This is a genomic window from Microcoleus sp. AT3-A2, assembly GCF_036705685.1.
Lineage (GTDB): Bacteria > Cyanobacteriota > Cyanobacteriia > Cyanobacteriales > Microcoleaceae > Microcoleus.
Genome location: NZ_JAUBVF010000042.1, coordinates 31,384 through 53,223, shown reverse-complemented (window position 1 = coordinate 53,223; position 21,840 = coordinate 31,384). Strand labels below are relative to the sequence as shown.

Genomic DNA, 21,840 nt, shown 5'->3' with positions numbered 1-21,840 from the left:
TAGCATTTTATCCTGTTTATAGCAAGACCAGAGTGAAAATAAGTTAGGAGTTGGGATTCAATCAACTCTCAGCAAAAGTTTTCATTATATCATAAAATTATTTTGCAAGAGGTCTATTTAATACTAATTCTGAAAAAATACCTGTAGGGACACGGCAATGCCGTGTTTTTAATGCGATCGTTGACAATCGAGCCGATAATTGCTATAGCATAATAGAATCAAAAAGTTAATAGCAAAAGTCGGTAAAAATGCCTTATTTAACAGCAGCAAACGACATCACAGCACTCATAGCTAAATTTTCCCAAGCTAAAATCCTGTGGGTGGATACAGAAATAGCCGACTATAAATCCAACCCCAGATTATCTCTGATTCAGGTGTTAGCTGACTCCACAGATTCCACCGGAGATGCCACTTTTATACTAGATGTCTTGGATCAACCTGAATTGGCAAAAGATTTCATCAACCAAATCATGGTCAATCCAGATATAGAAAAAGTCTTGCACAACGCCAGCTATGACATCAGATTTCTCGGCAATGACGACGCTCAAAATGTCACTTGCACATTGAAAATGGCGAGAAAGATTCCAGCTTACATTCTGCCCTTACCTAATCGACAACTCAAAACTTTAATAGAAACACTTTGCGGCATTGCTTATGTAGATAAAACAGAACAAAGCGGCGATTGGGCAAAACGTCCCCTGACCCAGAAGCAGCTAGAATATGCCAAGATGGATGCGGTTTATTTAGCTGGAGTGCATCGCCGCCTGCTAGAAATTCTTGCCCAATGTTACCCCGAACCCGCAGCGGAAAACTTGACAGCATTGGGCGAAAAATATCAGAAAATAGAATCTCAGTGGAAGCCACTAGATTCAGAAATCGCTGAAGTAAAAGAACGATTTAAAGCAGGGATGATGGCCCAAAAGCTCAAAGACAGTCCTTATTTTGAGCTTTCCAGTTCGATAACGATGAAAGTAGATTTTCTCACCCTGGCAAGACTGACGCAAACTGAGGGAATTGAGTTAAATTTTCCGGTAACGCTGACGAAAGAAATTCAAAAACAGTTAGGCGAACTCATCGCCGATCCATCTTTGGAAGTTGAGGAGATTGCTAGTTGGCGCTTGAATTCCAACCTACAGCAGCGGCGAAAATCAACTAAGAAAATTGCGCCGGAACCGGAGAGTGAGGATTTAACAGCATTGGGGGAAAGGTACAAAGAAATTTTGCCTGAATGGAAATTGCTGGATTCAGAAGTTGAGCATTTGAAAGAGCGCATTAAAAAAGCAATGTTGGTGCAAAATCAGGAAAATACTCCCCATTTTAAGTTATCCAGTTCCTCAATTTTAAAGGTAGATTTTGCTAGCTTGGCAAAACTTGCGCTATCTGCAGGAGTTGAGTTAGATTTTATGGTGACGCTGACTCAATACATCCAAAAGCGGTTAGGGGAAGCGATTAACAAAATTGATGTGCAAATTGAGTATATTACCAGTTGGCGGATGACGGCGAAGACTGTGGAAGATGAAGACGAGGAAATTCCGTTTTAAGTCAGGACTAAGGCAAGTGTCACACTTAAATCTACTTGTAAGGATTTAGTAGATTACCTGCCTCCTGCCGACACTCCTCAATATAATTTTTTAAAGTAGCTAGGGAGTTGTCAGATTTTGAATTAAGCCCTGAACCAAAAACACTCTTAATTGCTGTATCACATTCTCGAACAGGAACAATGAAATCTCGAATAGTCTCAAAGCCATCGGCTTTAATATTTCTGAGAACAAGTTGCTCTAAGCACCATAATCTATGATTTAGAGACTCTTTAATGATAGGTAAGTTAACTGTTGCTAAGGCTTTGATGAATCTTTTATCTCCAGTAAAAATCTGAGCAGATTTATCTTTTTGGATAAGTTTGATAGCATGACTTGTGAGAATTGCCTCACCTAGATCGATATTTTCAATATTGGATAATTGAATAAAAATTTCTTGGTCAATATCAGATTCAGATATTTTTGGTAAAGTCTTAGAAAGGTAAAGAACTTGTTTATAATTAATCAAAGGATCTTCGGGTTTTCGACTTTTCCCTCCTTCAAATTTTTTCCAATCGCCTTCAAATTTATATTGTGCCGTCTCTAGGATATTAACTTGCTCAGAACTAGCATCAAATAATTGAAGAGTCTTATCGAATAGCTGGAATGTAGCAAGCTTTTTAATTATGTCATTATCAATGCAATAGATACAACTAGACAAAGCTATTCTCCTAAAATCTGGTCTAAGTAATCAGCATTATCGTCACTTAATTCCTCCCAATTTAGATGCTGCTCTAAAAAATTGTTAATAGTCTTATGTCCTTCTTTAGTAGGATTGATTAAATTTACACATCCCATAGACAATGCAAAATAATTTCTATTATACCAGCCATAATTTAAAGCTAATGCAGATGGATCAATAGTTGAGTCACTTTGAACAAGTTGAATAATTTTATTCTTTAGGTCTTTTGCATTGTTAATTTTTTTCTGGCCGAGGGAGTTATCAAAACTATTGACTAGCAGTTTAACTGCAAACTGATTGCTATCTCTTTCTTCTAGATCATCAGAGTCTTGCTTAATATCATCATCAATCAAAATACCTTCTTTAATATGACCAAGGGCAAGATGGCCCAGTTCATGGGCAAGATCGAATGCTAGACATACTGGTTGTGTCTTACCGCTACTCAAGACAATCACGGGATGCTCGGCTTGCCATTGGATCATGCCTCTAATTTTGCGGGTATTTTGAGGGTAATTCTTAAAATAGACAACAGCGATACCATGTTCCCAACAGTAATCGAGCAAGCTGTATAAAGTGACTTGAGGATGTTTGGCAACGATCTCTGAGCGGACTTGATGAGGGTCATATGGGATGGGTTTAAATTCGAGCTTTATAGCGTCAGCAACAACTTCAGCAACCCGTGAGGCAAGTTGATGAGCCACATCAGGTACATCTACTTTATCCTGTTGATGGTACTTGAATTTGGTGTGGAGTAAGGGCTTAAACTGAGGCTTCTGATTCTCGGCTAAGAGACTCTTGAGGTCTATGTGTAGACGTTGGGCAATATGACCAGCACCCTCTAGGACGGCGACGGGTTTATTGTCTAGTTCTTCATTCCACCAACTGGGCAAACCTTTTTCTTGAACGAAACGTTTTGGGAAACCGATCGCCGAGAGTTTTTTATAGAGAACAGACATTGATAATGTTTGTGTCATTGGCTTGCCCTCCTTATGAGAATTCGCGTAATATCATTGTAACCTAATTCCAGAGAATTTGGCTACTATTTTTTTATACAGCGTTGAGATCTATCCTACCATAGCATAAACTTTCGCAAAATCAACACCAAAGGAAAGTTACGAACCCGAACGATTCCCATCATAGAAAATTTGCGATCGCTCCTTTCGTCTGGGCAACCTAACACTTGTCCCATCTACCTATTTCCTAGTCGCCACCGCTGCGCCTTTGCGGTTAATTTCAATCACCCATATTTAACCAAGGTGGGCAAAAGCCCACCGTAATTCCTACTTCCCTACCGTGAAATACTCATTCTTAGCATACACGCTAATAATGCAGTCGCCCACTTCAAAAAACATCCCCTCTTGCTCATCTTTAGAAAATTGCAAGTTGCCGTATTTAGAATTAATTTCCTCAGCAGTCGCCGCTTTTGCCTCCATTTCATCCGGGATAAGTCCGGTAGAACCGATATAGAAAACCAGCGGTGAAACTTTTTCCCTGTACACTTTTTCAGCATAAGCTTCCAGTCGCTCATTCGCATTAGCTAAAGCAGCGACAAACTCCTCTCGCTTGACATCTTCTCCCTGCCATTTCGCTTGCAAAAGGCGCAGCAAACTATCTGCACCCACTTGGGCTAAAGTAGCGCTAACAATTCCGTTATCCTCCAACCCCAAAAACTCATCGAAAATCAGTTTCATCAAGTCGTCAACTTTGGTGATTTTTGTTCGGGATGACAGCGTTTTGTGGGCGAAGACAACAGGCTCATCTAAGGTGATGTCAAATGTCGGTTTGGCTAGCTTTTCGCCCGTGTTTTTGTGGTAAACTTCATAAAGGCGATCGAGAAATTTGTTCGCAGAGTGTAATTTGCCGAAGTTGAGGATGTTTTTGCTGCCGATGTCGATTTTGTAGCTGACTCGCGAATCTACTGAACCGTTGGCGATCGCACTTTTTAAATCTGTGTATTCCGTCGTCGTCGGAAAATTGATGTAAAGGTTTTTTGACAGATAATGCTGTTTCAATTCTTCCAATTGTTCCGCAGTGTAAGCCTCAGATTCCTCCTTCAAATGAGCCGAGAGAATGCTAGAGAGAATTTTTATTTCTGCGAGTTCCTCAAACACTCCGTCAAGGCTGCAGTAACGCCCGTCAAAAGGCACGAGGGGCAAAGTCTCTAACTTAATATCGTACTCGGAACGGAAGTCAAATTCTTGCACAGGCAAACCGTCTTTTTCAAGGACACCGCATTTTTTCAGCAAATCAAACACTGGTTTACTGCTGATTTTGGTTCGCAGCGACTTAATATTAACTTCGCCGTCGCTGACAATAGTATAATTGTTGAAAGTATTGAGGTCTGTAACTAGAATTCCCGCCACTTCTGCGATTAAAGTTTCATCCTCAACTTTTACCAGCTTAGCTTTTCTGGTAATCAGCATATTGATGGTAGCCGTATTTTGATTGATGGCAAAGGAACCCATTTGCACGTACTCGCCACCATCTAAGAATTCTGTTTTCAGCCAAGGCTTGATAAGGTTGCCGTTTTCGTCTCGCTTTCCTTCAATTCGCTTCAAACCTTTTCGCTGATAATTTTCTTGCAAGTGTTTCAAGTTGATGATGATGCTGTTGCTGTTTTCCTCCAATATCTTGATTAACTCCAGCAGGGAAATTTTCTCGCTGACTTTTACCCGATCGCCAATTTCATGATTTTTCAACACATCAGGCGCAAAAACAGCCTGTTCCAAATCTTCCGTAAACTCCGCTATTTGGGCATTTGTCAAAGCTTTCGCGTGTTTTTCCGTCAAAGTAGCGTCGAAGGTGCTCGCCAGCGCATACTTAGCCGTATTTAAATTGCCGTCAGCGAGGTTAGCTTTCGCAAAAGCAAACACCGACTCATCAGTTTGAGCAACGGGAACATCTAGTTTGTCATACTCATCTTTGGCGACTTTCTGATATTTGTAAAACAGTCCGCGATCGTCTGCTTTCAGCCCGCAGATTTTCAGCGTACTCGGTGAACCGTTGATTTTCTTGCCACTTTTGGAAACAAAAACTTGATAATCATATTCCTTAATTAACGGTTCTTCCAGCGGAGGTGCAACGGAACTGCCTAACAGTTTTGTGCTGTCGTAAAGAGCATCATAAACCATTTTGACTTCGCCAGCGCGGATGCAATTTCCCGATAATGTATTGGCGATTTTGGAGAGAAGTTTGAAGTCAGCACAGGCATAGGAGATAGTGTTAGCAAACACATCCATGTCTTTGAGATCTTCGCAAATTTCCCCTAGTTTTGCAGCTTCGGAATTGGCACTGGGGTCATTTGCATAGCCGTCTGTGTGCAAATTGATCGCTGTCAATTCTCCCGCTTTAACCAGAGATTTAGCGAGTTCCATCGACTGCGATATGCAGGTAGAGCCAGCCGTGTGGATTTTTTGAATTTCTTTGATGTATGGAGAGTCAAACTTCAGCACTTCTTGAATGGGAATTCGCTGGAAATGACAAATTACGTTCCCCTTGTCAGCATAGGAAATCAGGCTGACAATTAGCTGGTAATTGTTGTATTCGTCTAAGGTCAAAAGCTTGATTAGGGTTTCTTTCAGCGGTTTTAAGTCATAATACATTGAGCCGGAACGGTCGATGATAATGATGCTGTGAGCGACGGATTTTTCTGGGATATCGCCTGGTGTTCTTTCTAAATTAATGCGATCGACTAGATAGAATTCCTTTGCGTTTCCGGCAAAATTGTAGAGGGTAAACTTGGTGCGAGTATTGGAGGCTGCTTGGCTGCTGGAACTTTTAACTTGAGATGATTGTTTCGCTTGCCGTGCCATAGTTTTCACCTATGTTGATTTTTTCCTCAACTTAATCATGACACGCGCTTATGTGGATGTCAAGGCCTGTGGGGAAAATTATCTGCGAAGCTGAATAAGCATTAATATTTAGCGCTGCGGTGCAAGGGAAAATTGCGGCGCTAGGCTAAAGCTCAATACAATTCAGTTAAGATCGATCCCCCCTAGCCCCCCTTAAAAAGGGGGGGACAAGAACTTATTCAAAGTCAACCCCTACTCCCCTTCTTAAGGGGGATTTAGGGGGATCTTCGAGGAATAAATATTTTTAACTGAACCGTATTGGGCTAAAGGTGGGCTGTTTTGACAAAAGTAGTGGAGCTGCGTAAGTCGTTTAGTAAATATTTAGTCAATCATGCTTTATTTAGAAAATCCGCTGCTCAAACTTTATCTAAATCTGATCGGATGGGTGACGTTGGGATTTTTTCTCGGCCGCCAGCTACCGAGAAGCTATTCTACATATTTAGCCAAGTTTCTTTTCTTCTTTGGCACCCCATTGAGCATTGTTGCTTTTATCCGCAGCGCCAATTTGTCGGGTTCTATTTGGATGGCGCCGCTGATAGCTTGGGCGGCAATTTTAGCAGGTGGAGGACTCGCTGGGATTTTGATAAATTTCGGTGTCGGTGAGGAACGTTTCAAGACTCTTAATCCGATCGCCCAAAATAGCCGGGAACACACCAGCGCTTGGAGTTTGCCCACTCAAGGCAGCTTCTTATTGGCAGCGATGGTGGGTAATACAGGTTTTTTAGGCATTCCCGTCAGCTTGTCCTTATTAGGGTCGGAACACTTTGCCTGGGCGTTGTTTTACGACTTGCTAGGCACTACCGTGGGAATCAATATACTGGGAGTTGCTATTGCTTCTCACTGCGGTAAAAGCGATCGCCATCAGAGTTGGTTAAGTCCGGTGCGGGCAATTTTTCAGAATCCGGCACTGTGGGCTTTTGGTCTAGGGTTTGTCTCGCGCAGCTTGCCGTTGTCGGCACAAATCGCAGAATTGTTAACAACAAGTGCTTGGAGTGTAATTACTTTAGCTTTAATTACGATCGGGATGCAGTTGAGCAAGTTGAATTCCTTGCACAACCTCAAACAAGTTGTGGCTTGTCTCGTGATTAAAATGTTGTTAATTCCCTTGGTAATTGGCACGGGATTAACATTTTTGGGGATCGCGGGCGCGCCGCGACTTGTGCTAGTCCTGCAAATGGCGATGCCTCCGGCTTTTGGTACTACATTGCTGGCAGAAGCTTTCAATCTCGATCGCGAATTAGCCGTAACTGCGATCGGCCTCGGCTGCGTTAGTTTATTATTCACTATTCCCCTATGGATGAGGCTATTTAATTTTTAATAAAAAAAATAGGAATTGCTCAGTTTTTAAACTGCCTTATTTCAGTGATCCCCATCACAAATATGGAGCCATATATGTCATCTTGATTTAAAATAATAATCACGGGACTGGGAAACTGTATTGGCTTCTGCTAATGTGGAAATACCTCGCTGAGGACGGGAACAATAAAAGTATGGCAAGTATAAATTTTACATTGAAAGGTTATCAACTTATCGATCGCATTTACTCAGGAACTCGCACCCTAGTTTATCGAGCTTTCCGCACGGGCGACACACAGCCAGTAGCCATCAAAGTCCTGCGGAGTCAGTATCCCAGCTTCAGCGAACTGGTGCAATTTCGCAATCAGTACACGATCGCCAAAAATCTCAACTTGCCCGGAATCATCGAAACCTACAGTTTAGAACCCTACCAAAACAGCTATGCGCTGGTAATGGAAGACTTTGGGGGAATTTCTCTGAACGAATGGATGGAAAAAGGGGAAACTGGGCCGTCTCTGAGCGAGTTTTTGCCAGTGGCGATCGACCTGAGTGATACATTAGATATACTCTACCGCCACCGCATTATTCACAAAGACATTAAACCAGCCAATATTTTAATTAATCCGCATACAAAACAAGTCAAACTCATTGACTTTAGTATTGCATCTTTGCTGCCAAGGGAAACTCAAACCCTGATGAATCCTAACGTGCTGGAAGGGACACTCAGCTATTTGTCTCCCGAACAAACGGGAAGGATGAATCGGGGGATTGACTACCGGACAGACTTTTACTCTTTGGGCGTGACGTTTTACGGATTGCTGGCGGGACAATTGCCGTTTCAATCCAACGATGTGATGGAATTGATCCACTGTCATATTGCCAAGCAACCGCCATCACTGCATGAAATAAATCCCGCAATCCCGCCCGTCCTTTCGGAGATTGTCAGCAAATTAATGGCAAAGAATGCCGAAGACCGCTATCAGAGTGCGTTGGGACTGAAATTCGATTTAGAATTTTGTTTGAAGCAACTTGAAGAAAACGGTAGGATAGAGAGTTTTACGATCGCGCAGAGGGATGTGGGCGATCGCTTCCTCATACCCGAAAAACTCTACGGCCGCGAAACCGAAGTTGCCGAATTGCTGGCAGCATTCGATCGAGTAGCAGGTTTTTCCCAGCAGCCATCAGAACAGGGTGGAGGCTGTGAGTTAATGTTAGTCGCGGGTTTTTCTGGGATTGGCAAAACTGCAATTGTCAATGAAGTTCACAAACCAATTGCCCGCCAGCGCGGCTATTTCATCAAAGGCAAATTCGACCAATTTAACCGCAACATTCCTTTCTCAGCTTTTGTCCAAGCATTTCGAGATTTAATGGGACAATTGTTGACCGCAAGTGACCAGCAGTTGAAAAATTGGCAAACTCAAATATTGCAAGCACTCGGCGATAACGGACAAGTCATTATTGAAGTAATTCCCGAACTCGAAAGAATTATTGGGCCACAACCGCCCGCACTCGAATTATCAGGAACTGCGGCACAAAATCGGTTTGACTTGCTATTTCAAAATTTTATTCACGTGTTCACCAAACCAGAACATCCCCTGGTGATGTTTTTAGATGACTTGCAGTGGGCTGATTCCGCCTCGCTGCGGTTAATGCAACTGCTGGTTACCGAGTCAGCAAGCGGCTATTTATTAGTAATTGGTGCCTACCGAGATAATGAAGTCTTTGCAGCACATCCCTTGATGCTGACACTGGATGCAATGGCAAAAGCTGGGGCGACGGTGAATACTCTGACGCTGGAACCGTTGAGTTCAGAAAGTCTAAATCATTTGGTTGCTGATACGCTCAATTGCGATCGATCTTGGGCAAGACCTTTGGCTGATTTGGCGGCACAAAAAACCCAAGGAAATCCCTTTTTTGCAACGCAGTTTCTCAAAGCACTGCATCAGGATGGGCTGATTGAGTTTGACCGGGTTGCTGGTTGTTGGCAGTGCGATATTGTGCGAGTTCGGGAGGCAGCGCTGACGGATGATGTGGTCGAGTTTATGGCGTTGCAGTTGCAAAAATTGCCGCCAGGGACTCAGAATGTGTTGAAGTTGGCTGCTTGTGTGGGGAATCAGTTTGATTTGGGGACTTTGGCAGTTGTCTCCCAGCAATTGGAAACGGAAACGGCGGCGGATTTGTGGAAGGCTTTGCAAGAGGGGTTAATTTTGCCTGAAAGTGAAGTCTACAAGTTTTATATGGGGCGAGAAAGACGGGAGGAGGCAGAAAATTCGGAGGTGGTGAATTACAAGTTTTTGCACGATCGCGTTCAGCAAGCCGCCTATTCTTTAATTCCCGAACAAGAGCGATCGCGCGTTCACTATCAGATCGGACAATTGCTGATCCAGCAAATTTCACCCGCAGCTATAGAAGAGCAAATTTTTTCAGTTGTCAATCAGTTGAATTATGGTATTGCGCTGATTGAAGACCAAACAGAACGATCTGAATTGGCACAACTCAACCTCACGGCTTGCCGCAAAGCCAGAGCCGCTACTGCTTATCAAGCTGCTCGCGAGTATGCGGAGATCGGGCTAAATTTGCTTGGAGAGAGCGCTTGGCAACGACAGTACGAGATGACCTTGAACTTGCACGACATAGCAGCAGAAGTGGCTTCACTTTGTGGCGAATTTGACCAGATGGATCGGTGGATTGACACTGTGATTCATCATACCAGAACTCCCCTAGAGCGAGTGAGCGTTTACATCGTCAAAATTCAGGCTTTATCGTCCCAGAACAAGTTTTTAGAAGCAATTGCTATCGGTTTGTTGAGTCTCAAAGAATTAGGAGTTGAATTGCCCGATAGCGCTACATCAGAAGATATTCAGCAAGCAGTGCAGGAAATTAATAGCTCGATCGGCGATCGACCTATTGAAGAGTTATTCGATCTGCCAGCGATGGTGGATGCCCAAAAGCTGGCTACCATGCAAGTGGCGGCAAGTATGGTGTCAGTTTGTTATCTGGTTGGTTCGTCTTTGTTTGCGCTGGTGGCTGCCTTACAGGTAAATTTATCTATCCAATATGGCAACAGTCCAACTTCAGCTTTTAGCTATAGTTCTTATGGGATTATTCTCAACAACTTTCTACAAGATGTGACGGTAGCCGATCAGTTTGGCCGATTAGCTTATCGTCTTGGCAGTAGCGCGGAGGCCAAAAATAGTCGCTCTGCAAGTTGTGTTGTGATCGGACTCTTTTTGTACCATCGCAAATCGCATTTGCGGGAAACCCTCCCCATTCTTCAGGCAGGCTATCAAGCCGGATTAGAAACAGGAAATTTAGAGTTTGTGGGGTTTAATGGGCATGGATTTTGTCTACATTCCTACGGGTGCGGTCAACCTTTGGCAGAACTCGATCCCCAAATTCGGGCATACCGTCAGCAATTACTCGACCTCAACCAACTAACGACGGCAAATTATTGTTCGATTTATTGGGAAACAACGCTGTTTTTATTGGGTAATCCAAACAACTTGGAGATTTCATTTGAACAGGAACGCTATGAGGAGAAGCTGGTTTCTCAGTCGCTTGCCTCTAACGATTTTTACCGACTCTGCGTCTTCTATCTGTACAGGGCAACGTTGAGATTCCTGCTGGAAGACATTGCTGGGGCCGACTTAGATGTCGATCGAGCAAGACAGTATATAGCGGGATGTGCAGGAACTACTTCCGAAGCTGGTTTATATTTCTATGACTCACTCATAGCCCTTGCCACTCCTGAGTCCGAGACGGAGTTAGAAACGCAGCGGCAACGAGTTCAGGAAAATCAAAGGAAGTTGCAGCATTGGGCAGAACACGCCCCCATGAATTATTTGCATAAGTGGCAGTTGGTAGAAGCAGAGAAATACCGAGTTGCCAGACAGAGGGCAGAAGCTATTGAAATGTACGATCGTGCGATTTCTGGAGCGAAAGAAAACGAATTCATCCAAGAAGAAGCTCTTGCTAACGAACTAGCAGCTAAATTCTACCTCGACTGGGGCAAAGAAAAAGTGGCGCAAGCTTATATGCAAGAAGCCTACTACTGTTATGCTCGCTGGGGTGCGAAAGCCAAAATTGATGACTTAGAAAAACGCTATCCCCAACTTTTTGCTCCCATATTGCAAGCAAGAGAAAATCGTTTTGGAATCAGCGAAACTCGCCTCCACACAATCAATAAATCGTCAGTTTTACATCAAACCTGGCACACAACTCTATCTAGCAACAGCAGTATTTACGAAGCCCTCGATTTCGCGACAATTCTCAAAGCCTCCCAAAGTCTATCGAGTGAAATTCAATTAGAAAAATTGCTAGCTGCACTGATGTGTGTGGTGATGGAAAATGCCGGGGCAAAAAAAGCAGTTCTCCTGTTGCTTAAGGATGGGAATCTGGCGATCGAAGCTGTGGCCTCCTTCCATCGAGATGTCATCTCAATATCTGTACCGCTGTCAGCCAGCGACGAGGTTCCCGCTGCTGTGGTCAACTATGTTAAGCGGACTTGGAAAACTGTAGTTTTGGATAATGCAGCAGTACAAAGCGATTTTATTGCCGATCCGTATTTGCTCCAGGAAAAGCCCAAAAGTGTGCTGTGCGCGCCAATTTTAAATCAGGGTAAATTAATCGGCTTGCTATATCTAGAAAATAACTTGACAATTGGTGCATTTACAGAAAATCGCACTGAAGTCATCCAACTTTTGTGCGCCCAAGCGGCTATCTCTCTAGAAAATGCCCGCTTGTACCAACAATCTCAAGCTTATGCACAAGAATTAGAGCGATCGCTCTTTGATTTGCAGCAAGCACAGTTACAGATCGTGCAAAGCGAAAAAATGTCCACATTGGGCAATTTAGTCACAGGAATAGCCCACGAAATTAATAATCCGGTCGGCTTTATTAGCGGCAATATTGAGGAAGCAACCATCACGATTAAAGATGTGATTTCCCACTTAAAATTATATCAAGAAAAACTGCCGAATCCAGGGGAGGAAATTGAAGAAGATGCTGAAGATATTGATTTAGAGTATGCCTTAGAAGATTTGCCAAAGATGCTGTTGTCGATGAAAGTGGGGTGCGATCGCATTCGTGGCATTAGCACCAGCCTCCGCACCTTCTCCAGAGCCGATAAAGACTACAAAGTTCCGTTTAATATCCATGAAGGCATTGATAGTACCATCTTAATTTTGAAACATCGGCTGAAAGCCAACGAGCACCATCCCGCGATCGAAGTCGTCACAGACTACGGCAATCTCCCCCAAATCGAATGCTTTCCCGGTCAACTGAACCAAGTCTTTATGAACCTGCTTGCTAACGCGATCGATGCTCTAGAAGAATCAAACCAAGGACGCAGTTTCGAGGCTCTTAAAACAAATCCATACTGTATCACAGTTCGTACCAGTCAGTCGGACGATCTGCACATCAAAATTCAGATTGCCGATAACGGTGCGGGCATGACAGAAGCCGTAAAAAAACGGATTTTTGACCATCTGTTCACAACGAAGGCAGTAGGAAAAGGTACGGGGTTAGGATTGGCTATCGCCCGCCAGATAGTAGTCGAAACCCACGGCGGAACAATTAATGTGAATTCTACTTTGGGGGGAGGGAGTGAATTTGAGATAGTGTTACCTGTTACTGAATAAAAGTTGACTGTTGACTGTTAACTCATGACGGTTGACTGTTGACTGTTGACTGTTGACTGATGACTGATGACTGTTGACTAATGACTAATGACTAATGACTAATCGGGCATTATACCAGCCCCGATCGCAACTCCGGATACGGACAAAACTTCCAGCGCCCCTTCGCCAGATTGCCAAAATCTCAATTATGCTAACCTAGGCAAGCAGCAATCCCTTGTCACGAAGGCGATTAACATAATTTCAAACAATTTATTTTATTGAGGACCGGTGTATCCCCTATGGCAAACCTGATCGGCACAGACAGCAACGACTTTATTCTAGGAACTCCGCTGGGCGATCGAATTCGCGGCTTAGATGGCGATGACACGGCCCTGGGTGCGGGAGGAGATGACACCCTAGAGGGCGACGCCGGCAACGACCAGCTTCTTGGAGCTGACGGATCAGATTCGCTGCTTGGCGGTGAAGGAAATGACGAACTCATTGGCAACCAAGGCCGCGATTCTGCGAGCGGCGGGAACGGCGACGACTCGATCCGCGGCGGTTTGGGCAACGACATCCTCGAAGGCAACGACGGGATAGACAGCGTGGTGGGAGACGCTGGGGACGACTTAGTTTTTGGCAACGCAGGCTCGGATGTGATTGCCGGCGGTACTGGCAACGACACCCTCACAGGGGCTGACGGCGACGATTCCGTGTTCGGGAATGCTGATGACGACTTTCTCTACGGGGATTTTGGGAACGATTCTCTCAACGGCGGTAGCGGCAGCGATCAAATTTTGGGCGGTGGCGGCAACGATTTCTTTACCGCCGGCGAGGGTGACGACACTGTGTACGGCAATGCCGACAACGATTCGCTTTTGGGAGACGCTGGTAATGACCAGATATTCGGTGGCAAGGATAACGATACAGCTTTTGGCGGCAGCGGTTCCGATACCCTTCGTGGCGATGAAGGCGACGACTCGGTACTCGGAGAAGAAGGTAATGACTTCCTGTTTGGCGGCAAAGCTAATGATGGTCTCGACGGCGGTTTTGGCGATGACTCCTTGGCCGGAGGTATCGGCGACGATACCATTTTGGGCAGTTTCGGCAATGACAATTTATTTGGGGCAGAGGGTAATGATTCTTTAATCGGAGGCGAGGGTTCGGATACTCTGACTGGCGGCAGCGGCAGCGATGTCTTTGGATTGGGAGCCGGGCCTGGCAGCTTGAGTTTAATTACTGATTACAATGACACAGAGGATTTCTTTGGACTGCCGAGCAATTTATCTTTCGCTCAACTGCTAGTTACCCAAGGCAACGGTGCAAATGTCAGGGATACAGTAATTACGACGCTCGACGGCAAGCTTTTAGCAATTTTGATCGACACTCCGGCGGCGCTGATTGAGGCGAATGATTTTATCGCTGTGACTGGGACGGTTACTCCCAGGCCAACCACCATTACCACTACAACTACAACTACAGTTACAAGCACAATTACAGATCCAGCTCAACCTCAAACTTCAACTACAGAATCACTTCCAACTCCGCCTCCAACTCCAACTCCGCCTTCCACGGAAGCACCGACTCCAACTTCCACGGAAGAAGCGACGCCGACTCTCACGGAAGCACCGACTCCGACTCCGACTCCGACTCCGACGCCGACTCCGACGCCGACTCCGACTCCGACTCCGACTCCGACTCCGACTCCGACTCCGACTCCGACTCCCACAGCAGCACCGACTCCGACTCCCACAGCAGCACCGACTCCGACTCCGACGCCAACTGCTGCGAGGATTCCTACTGCCCCGACAGTTAGCGCACCTGATGATTCGCCTCTGGTGTCAATGAGTTCGATCCCTCAGACTCCCAGACTATTGCAAATGCCGGGCCAGACGCCGATATTCCCGACGACGGTGCCCAACCCGCTACCCTTACCTCCTACACCTTTTCCTACACCTTTCTAGTTCTAAGTGCGATCGCGCCGCTGTGTGATGAGTTATGAGTTAATGTAAAACTCACTAAACTCATCACTCAAAACTATTTAACGTCTTGGGGAGTTTCGGCCGAGTCTTCTGACGACTCGGCTGGAGAATCTTCTAGGGGAGATAATTGTTGGCTGTACCCCAAGAGCGATCGAAGTTTCATGCGGTGGATGTAAGGCCAGCCGCCATTGGCTTCAATATTCCTGAGCAGTTTGTAAAGTGCTTGGCGGTTGTCGGGAAAAGACGCTTGAAACAAACCGTCCCGAATTTCCCGGTGCGAAGCTTCCAGCCTCCGCAGCAGGGCCAAAAGCAGCAGACTGTCTCCCTGACAACTTTCGGCTAAAGTCCGAATCGCCTCTGTCAGCGATTGCATTTGAGACTGCAACTTTTCTGACTCTAAATCTTTGCCGTTGTCCATACTGCTGCTTCCTTTGAAATCTACAAGGCCTTTGTCCCCAGCCTTTTGGTCAACCGACTAATCGAGCTAGTCGCGATCGCCATTCGGGGTCATAAGCAAAGTAACTTAAGTAGGTTGACTTAAGCAATATTAATTTGCAGTCCAAGTCAGGAAAAGAGCACCACCCGTCGTACCATGTGTATTGGGCTGCGATCCGAACATGATTGAGAAATCATAAGTTCATGCTTATTTTCACGGCGCACTAGCTTGATTTTTTGAGTCAATGCCAGTCTCAGTGAAGCGAGGGATCAGGATCTAAATGCTACCCTAAGCGCTGGCCTAGCCTGCCGGCGGGCAATTATATTTTGCTCGAACTAGGGCTTTTTCTTAATATAATCCGATGTTGGATATTGAGGTTTGCAATGAAATATCGTGCTTTAATTGTTGCACTTTTAGCTTTTTGCATGAGTGCGCTGGTTGCTTGTTCTTCTGCTCCTGACACGACGGTGGCGACTACCGAGTTGCTCACCTACGACCAGATTAGAGGTACTGGCTTGGCTAATAACTGCCCTAGCTTGGCAGAAACTTCTCGGGGATCGATCCCCATCGAAGCGGGCGCCACCTATAAACTGACTGGTTTGTGTTTGCAGCCCACAACTTATTTTGTCAAGGAAGAACCAGCAAACAAACGCCAAGAAGCGGAATTTGTGCCTGGTAAATTGCTGACCCGGTTCACGTCCAGCATTGACCAAGTTCAAGGTACACTCAATGTCGGTACTGACGGAACTCTGACTTTCACAGAAGAAGACGGCTTGGATTTTCAAGCTATTACGATTCAATTACCGGGCGGAGAGCAAGTACCTTTCTTGTTTACCATTAAACAGCTAGTGGCAAGTTCCGAACCTGGAGTAGTTGCTATCAATACTTCCACCGATTTGAGAGGCGAGTTTAACGTTCCTTCTTACCGCAGCGCAGGCTTTTTAGACCCTAAAGCTCGCGGGGTATCGACTGGCTACGACAATGCTGTAGCGCTTCCGGCTACTGACAATTCCAAACGTGTGCGGGCTAATGTTAAGGTAGCTGACACGCGCACCAAGGCGGGCAAAATTTCTCTCCAAGTTGCTAAAGTCAACAGCGCCACTGGCGAAGTTGGCGGGATTTTTGAGAGCACGCAGCCTTCTGATACTGATTTGGGAGCTAGACCGGCTCTGGACGTGAAAATTCGGGGTTTGTTTTACGCTCGTATTGAGCCTTCTGTATCGTAAAATTGGCTTTCTGGATCGATCGAACTTGAGCAGTTTCTGTCCGTAAAGCTCCGGCTCGCCCTTCATTAGCCAACAGTCTTGAGCAATATAACTTAGGACTGTTGACTAATGACTAAATTTATGATTTAATTGTGGTCATTCGCAAGTTATGAAGTTGAGATTTTTTATTAATTAAAGTTTTGTATTCCAAGCGCTTTCTGCTTATAATATATTTTTCAAAAATCCTGGTTAAATTGGGGATTCGGCCGAAGGCCTTCTACCTGCTAAAAGTCTGCCTTATGCCGAAAACCTTCGGATAATACCGCTAAATCCGTTCACGTTCCGAAAACTCAACTGGTGTGTCCGCTATCACACCCATTAAGTGCTAGGATTACACTACCTAAAAGTGAATTTTTTTAGACTAGATTGGAAACTAGATCTAAAGCAACCTCAGTCCTCTGCTCTACCCACCGTTATGTCACCATGTCTACCACACTGCCGAACGAGCTAAAAAGCGAAAATTTGCAATTGTTGCGCGAGTACCAACTTTCTGGATCCAATGAAATCCGCAATCAGTTAGTTAAACTGAATACTGGACTGGTCAGAAAAGAAGTTTACCACTGGATAAACCAGTGCGGTGAAAGCTACGACGATTTGCTGCAAGTCGGATGTATTGGGTTGATCAGGGCGATCGAGCGGTTTGATATCGCCAAGGGGCACGCTTTTAGTTCCTTTGCAATTCCCTACATTCGGGGCGAAATTCAACACTACTTGCGCGACAAAAGCCCTTCTGTGCGGTTTCCCCGCCACTGGCAGTCCCTGGAACGCAAATCAGTAGCAGCGATCAAGGATTTGCAGGTGCAGTTAAACCGCAAGCCTACGGATGCTGAAGTAGCAGCAGTCCTTGAGGTTTCTGTAGAAGAATGGCAAGAAATTAAGTTGGCCCATCTCAACAGATCGCCTCTGAGTTTGGACGCGCCGATGCAAGATGAAGATGAGGGGGCTACTTGTCTGGGAGAATTGGTGCCCGATAGCAAGTATCGGAGTTTTCAGTTGGCGCAAGAGGATCAAATTCGCGTACAGCAAGCTTTGGCGATGTTGGAACAACGGACTCGCGAGATATTAGAGTTTGTTTTTCTCTACGATTTGACGCAGAAGGAAACCGCTGAACGCTTGGGTATCAGTGCGGTGACTGTTTCTCGGCGAGTTAAGAAGGGGCTGGATTTACTCAAAGAGATTATGACTAAACAGCTTTAGTTATTAGTCAGTTGTTGGTTGTCAGTTGTCAGTTGTTGGTTGTCAGTTGTTAACTGTTAACAGTCAACCGTTAACAGTTAAGAGTTAACAGTTAACAGTCAACCGTTAACAGTTAAGAGTGAACCGTTAACAGTCAACAGTCAACAGTCAACAGACTAATTTTTAGATGCTGCGGACAAATTTATCGAGCCTTTCTACGGCTTTTTTAATTGTGCCTAAATCGGTGGCGTAAGACAAGCGAATATGGTCGTCTGCACCAAACGCAATCCCCGGAATAACTGCTACTTGCTGTTGTTCTAAGAAAGCGTCACAAAATTCCAGAGAATTCATTCCAGTCTTGCTGATGTTGACAAACATATAGAAAGCACCGTCTGGTTTAATACAGCTAATTCCAGGGACAGCATCGAGTAATTCAAATATTACCTGACGCCTTTCGGCAAAAGCTAGACGCATTTTTTCTACAGATTCTTGGCTGCTTTCCAAAGCTGCGATCGCGCCGTACTGTGCAAAGGTACACACATTTGAGGTACTGTGACCTTGAATGGTGCTGGTGGCTTTGATTAATTCGATCGGCCCGGCCAAATAACCGATTCGCCAGCCTGTCATCGAGTAAGCTTTAGCAAAACCGCTGCTGATCAGGGTGCGATCGAAGATTTCTTGGCCTAGGGAACCGATGCTGACGTGTTGGGCGTCGTCATATATAATTTTTTCGTAAATCTCGTCAGCAACGACTAAAATATCTCGATCGACTATCACCTCAGCCAATGCTTTTATTTCCGCCGGAGTATACACCATTCCCGTCGGGTTAGAAGGCGAATTCAGTACAAATAACTTGGTTTTGGGAGTAATCGCTCGACTCAGTTGTTCCGGTGTAATTTTATATCCTGTAGAAGCATCAGTCTGTACAATTACTGGCTTGCCGCTAGCGAGTTTCACCATTTCAGGGTAGCTTAGCCAGTAGGGAGCCGGAATAATTACTTCTTCTCCAGGCTCGATCAGAGCCATCATCAGATTGTAGAGCGAATGCTTGCCACCGTTGGTGACAATGATATTTTCTGGTTGATAGTTGAGATTGTTGTCGGATTGGAGTTTGCGCGCGATCGCAGCCTTTAACTGCGGTTCCCCAGCCACAGGGCCATACTTAGTCTTCCCCGCGTCTAAAGCTTGTTTTGCCGCTGCTTTAATATGTTCGGGCGTATCAAAGTCGGGTTCTCCCGTACTCAAACTACAGACATCAATTCCTTCGGCCTTCATGGCTTTAGCCTTAGCGGCGATCGCCAAGGTTATAGAAGGAGAAACCTCACCCACTCGTGCTGCCAACTTAATCATTGGATTTTAGATATTAGATTTTTGACTTTAGATCATAGGGTGACAAATGTTGATATTCAACCCTGTTGTTAGGGAATTATGACATTTGTTTACATAGTACGTAAAGGATTAAGCAATTAAAGAATAAAAATTAAAGAAGCTCTTAGTTTTAATTTTTATTTTTTAATTTTTAAATTTTGACGTTATTATTGTAGCATTTTTGATGTCTCGTTACCCTCAACGCCGATCTGCAAGCTTATGGATCTCAAATCTCTGATTCGCGACATTCCTGATTTCCCAAAGCCGGGAATTCTGTTTCGAGACATTACAACTTTGCTGCGCGACCCGCAAGGGCTCAGCTACACCATTGACAGCTTAGCGGAAAAATGCTCTGCAATGTCTGTTGACTATGTGGTGGGCATGGAATCGCGGGGCTTCATCTTTGGCGCGCCTTTGGCTTATAAAATGGGAATAGGCTTTATTCCTGTCCGCAAACCAGGGAAACTGCCCGGTGCGGTTCATTTTGCTGAGTACGAATTGGAGTACGGTGTCGATCGACTGGAGATGCACCGAGATGCGATGACATCCGGCAGCCGGGTGCTGATTGTGGACGATTTAATCGCCACTGGCGGAACAGCGGCGGCGACGGCTAAATTGTTAGAACAAGCTGGCTGCGAGCTTGTCGGTTTTGCTTTTATCATTGAATTGCAGGCTTTGGGCGGCAGGCAGAAATTGCCCGATGTGCCGATCGTCACGCTAGTGGAGTATTAGTTAGTTAACTGTTGACAGTTGACTGTTGACAGTTGACTGTTCACAGTTGACTGTTGAGTAAAAACTACTGACAAATAATATCCTTGACCTTTGCATCGGAATTATTTATCTCTCTCTTCTCTTTCTCTGTGTTCTCTGCGTTCTCTTTGGTTAAATCATTCCGATGCAACCGGAATTAATATCATTCACAATTCTTCAAATCTAAAATCTAAAATCTAAAATCGTATGACTTCTATTAAATTGAATCGAAATTGGCGAATGTTGAATTCTCTGTTTGGCAGCGAGACATTTACTTATGTTCTCAAGCGACTGTTGCAGGCACTTTTAACCCTATTTTTGGCATCAATGCTTTGTTTTGCAATTATTGAGCTAGCACCGGGAAATTACTTGGATACTTTGAGCCAAAATCCCAAGATTTCGCCGGAGACACTCAAACAACTCGAACAGCAGTTCGGCTTAGATAAACCAGCTATTGTGCAGTATTGGCGGTGGCTGCAACAAATTGTGACGCGGGGGAATTTTGGCACGAGTTTTGTGTATCAGCGATCCGTAGCTTCGCTGCTGTGGGAACGGGTACCGGCGACGCTATTGATGGCGATCGCATCTTTGATTGTAACTTGGGCGATCGCGATTCCTTTGGGAATTGTCGCGGCCGTCAATCAAAACCGCACAGTCGATCGAGTTCTGCAAGTAGTCAGCTACACCGGACAAGGATTTCCGAGTTTTATCACAGCGTTGCTGCTGCTATTTTTTGCTCAGAATACTTCGCCTCTTTTCCCCATCGGAGGAATGACGAGCATCGACCACGCAGACTTACCTTGGTGGGGTCAAATCCTCGATTACGGCTGGCACTTAATTTTGCCAACTGTCGCCCTCAGCCTTACTGGTTTTGCTGGTTTGCAAAGATTGATGCGCGGACAATTTTTGGACGTGCTGCGTCAAGATTATATCCGAACAGCACGGGCTAAAGGTTTGCCGGACGATCGAGTAATTTACATTCATGCTTTGCGGAATGCTGTTAATCCGTTGATTACGCTATTGGGTTTTGAGTTTGCTAGTTTGTTGAGCGGTGCGTTTATTGCCGAATATTTCTTTAATTGGCCGGGTTTGGGAAAGCTGACTCTGGAAGCCGTGACTAATCAAGATTTGTATTTAGTAATGGCAAGTTTGATGATGGGTGCGACGATGTTGATTGTGGGGAATTTGTTAGCAGATTTGCTCCTGAAAGCTGTCGATCCTCGGATTAAGCTGGAAGATTTGAAATAGTAGACTTCACTCAGCGATCGGATGTCAATTGTCACTCAAATTTTGTCGCCCTCGGAGTGTTTTATGTCAGAAAAAAAACCAAACGAGCCAATGACTTTTAGCCGCTTTGCGGACTGGTGCAGGCATATTGACAGTCTTTCACAAGAGGCAAGGCACACAGTTAAAGTGTTGTTAGAAAAGGCTGGCACTGATGACCCTGAAGCAGCGGAGCAGATACTTTCAAGCATGACAGAACTGATGCTCTCCAAGTATCAAATTACCGATATCAGCTCCCTCGGCTCGCTCACCAATCTGACCACACTGCATCTCGACTGGAATAAAATTACCGATATCAGCTTCCTCGGCTCGCTCACCAATCTGACAACACTGAATCTCACCTGCAATCAAATTACCGACATCAGCTTCCTCGGCTCGCTCACCAATCTGACCACACTGGATCTCACCAGTAATCCAATTAGCGACTTCAGCTTCCTCGGCTCGCTCACCAATCTGACCACACTGTGTCTCTACAACAATCAAATTACCGACTACAGCTTTTTCGGGTCGCTCACGAATCTGACAACACTGGATCTCAGCTACAATCAAATTACC

General features: G+C 45.0%; 14 protein-coding genes. 9 read left to right on the top strand and 5 right to left on the bottom strand.

The annotated features are described in order from the left end of the window. Window positions 1-248 precede the first annotated feature (248 nt). Entirely contained in the window at window positions 249-1,541 is a 1,293-nt protein-coding gene (locus QUB37_RS20770) for a ribonuclease D (protein ID WP_333165594.1), read from the top strand. Window positions 1,542-1,572: 31 nt separating this feature from the next. Here QUB37_RS20770 and QUB37_RS20765 read toward each other — a convergent pair whose 3' ends face one another. From QUB37_RS20765 to QUB37_RS20755, 3 genes are all read right to left on the bottom strand, one after another. After that, on the bottom strand, window positions 1,573-2,238 hold the full coding sequence (locus QUB37_RS20765; protein ID WP_333165591.1) for a hypothetical protein: 666 nt from the start codon (window positions 2,236-2,238) through the stop codon (window positions 1,573-1,575). Between the two features lie 2 nt (window positions 2,239-2,240). Further along, window positions 2,241-3,233, bottom strand: a complete 993-nt coding sequence (locus tag QUB37_RS20760; protein ID WP_333165589.1) for an ImmA/IrrE family metallo-endopeptidase — start codon at window positions 3,231-3,233, stop codon at window positions 2,241-2,243. Between the two features lie 306 nt (window positions 3,234-3,539). Beyond that, a complete protein-coding gene (locus QUB37_RS20755; RefSeq protein WP_333165586.1) occupies window positions 3,540-6,071 on the bottom strand; it encodes a VWA domain-containing protein in 2,532 nt (843 codons plus the stop codon). 370 nt (window positions 6,072-6,441) lie between these two features. Between QUB37_RS20755 and QUB37_RS20750 the strand changes: the two genes are divergently transcribed. The 3 genes from QUB37_RS20750 to QUB37_RS20740 all read left to right on the top strand — a co-directional run bounded on the left by QUB37_RS20750 (window position 6,442) and on the right by QUB37_RS20740 (window position 14,988). Further along, a complete protein-coding gene (locus tag QUB37_RS20750; RefSeq protein WP_333165583.1) occupies window positions 6,442-7,428 on the top strand; it encodes an AEC family transporter in 987 nt (328 codons plus the stop codon). 172 nt (window positions 7,429-7,600) lie between these two features. Next, window positions 7,601-13,045: an AAA family ATPase gene (locus tag QUB37_RS20745; protein WP_333165581.1), complete on the top strand. Its 5,445-nt coding sequence runs from the start codon at window positions 7,601-7,603 to the stop codon at window positions 13,043-13,045. 278 nt (window positions 13,046-13,323) lie between these two features. Next, window positions 13,324-14,988, top strand: a complete 1,665-nt coding sequence (locus QUB37_RS20740) for a calcium-binding protein (protein WP_333165579.1) — start codon at window positions 13,324-13,326, stop codon at window positions 14,986-14,988. Window positions 14,989-15,061: 73 nt separating this feature from the next. Here QUB37_RS20740 and QUB37_RS20735 read toward each other — a convergent pair whose 3' ends face one another. After that, on the bottom strand, window positions 15,062-15,424 hold the full coding sequence (locus QUB37_RS20735) for a hypothetical protein (RefSeq protein ID WP_333165576.1): 363 nt from the start codon (window positions 15,422-15,424) through the stop codon (window positions 15,062-15,064). A 401-nt stretch (window positions 15,425-15,825) separates the two neighbouring features. Here QUB37_RS20735 and QUB37_RS20730 point away from each other — a divergent pair, with 401 nt between their 5' ends. Further along, entirely contained in the window at window positions 15,826-16,668 is an 843-nt protein-coding gene (locus tag QUB37_RS20730; protein WP_333165574.1) for a photosystem II manganese-stabilizing polypeptide, read from the top strand. Window positions 16,669-17,130: 462 nt separating this feature from the next. Continuing rightward, window positions 17,131-17,904 (top strand): RNA polymerase sigma factor SigF, encoded by a 774-nt coding sequence (locus tag QUB37_RS20725; RefSeq protein WP_333165571.1) that lies wholly within the window; start codon window positions 17,131-17,133, stop codon window positions 17,902-17,904. A 162-nt stretch (window positions 17,905-18,066) separates the two neighbouring features. Here the strand turns inward: QUB37_RS20725 and QUB37_RS20720 are convergent, their stop codons facing one another. Next, complete coding sequence (locus QUB37_RS20720) at window positions 18,067-19,233, bottom strand: pyridoxal phosphate-dependent aminotransferase (protein ID WP_333165569.1); 1,167 nt, start codon at window positions 19,231-19,233, stop codon at window positions 18,067-18,069. Window positions 19,234-19,470: 237 nt separating this feature from the next. Between QUB37_RS20720 and QUB37_RS20715 the strand changes: the two genes are divergently transcribed. The 3 genes from QUB37_RS20715 to QUB37_RS20705 form a co-directional block, all read left to right on the top strand. Beyond that, a complete protein-coding gene (locus QUB37_RS20715) occupies window positions 19,471-19,983 on the top strand; it encodes an adenine phosphoribosyltransferase (RefSeq protein WP_333040475.1) in 513 nt (170 codons plus the stop codon). Window positions 19,984-20,208: 225 nt separating this feature from the next. Beyond that, window positions 20,209-21,249, top strand: coding sequence for an ABC transporter permease (locus QUB37_RS20710; protein ID WP_333165567.1), 1,041 nt, complete (start codon window positions 20,209-20,211; stop codon window positions 21,247-21,249). Window positions 21,250-21,312: 63 nt separating this feature from the next. Then, window positions 21,313-21,840 (top strand): leucine-rich repeat domain-containing protein (locus tag QUB37_RS20705; protein WP_333165566.1); only part of this gene is annotated, 528 nt, incomplete at its 3' end.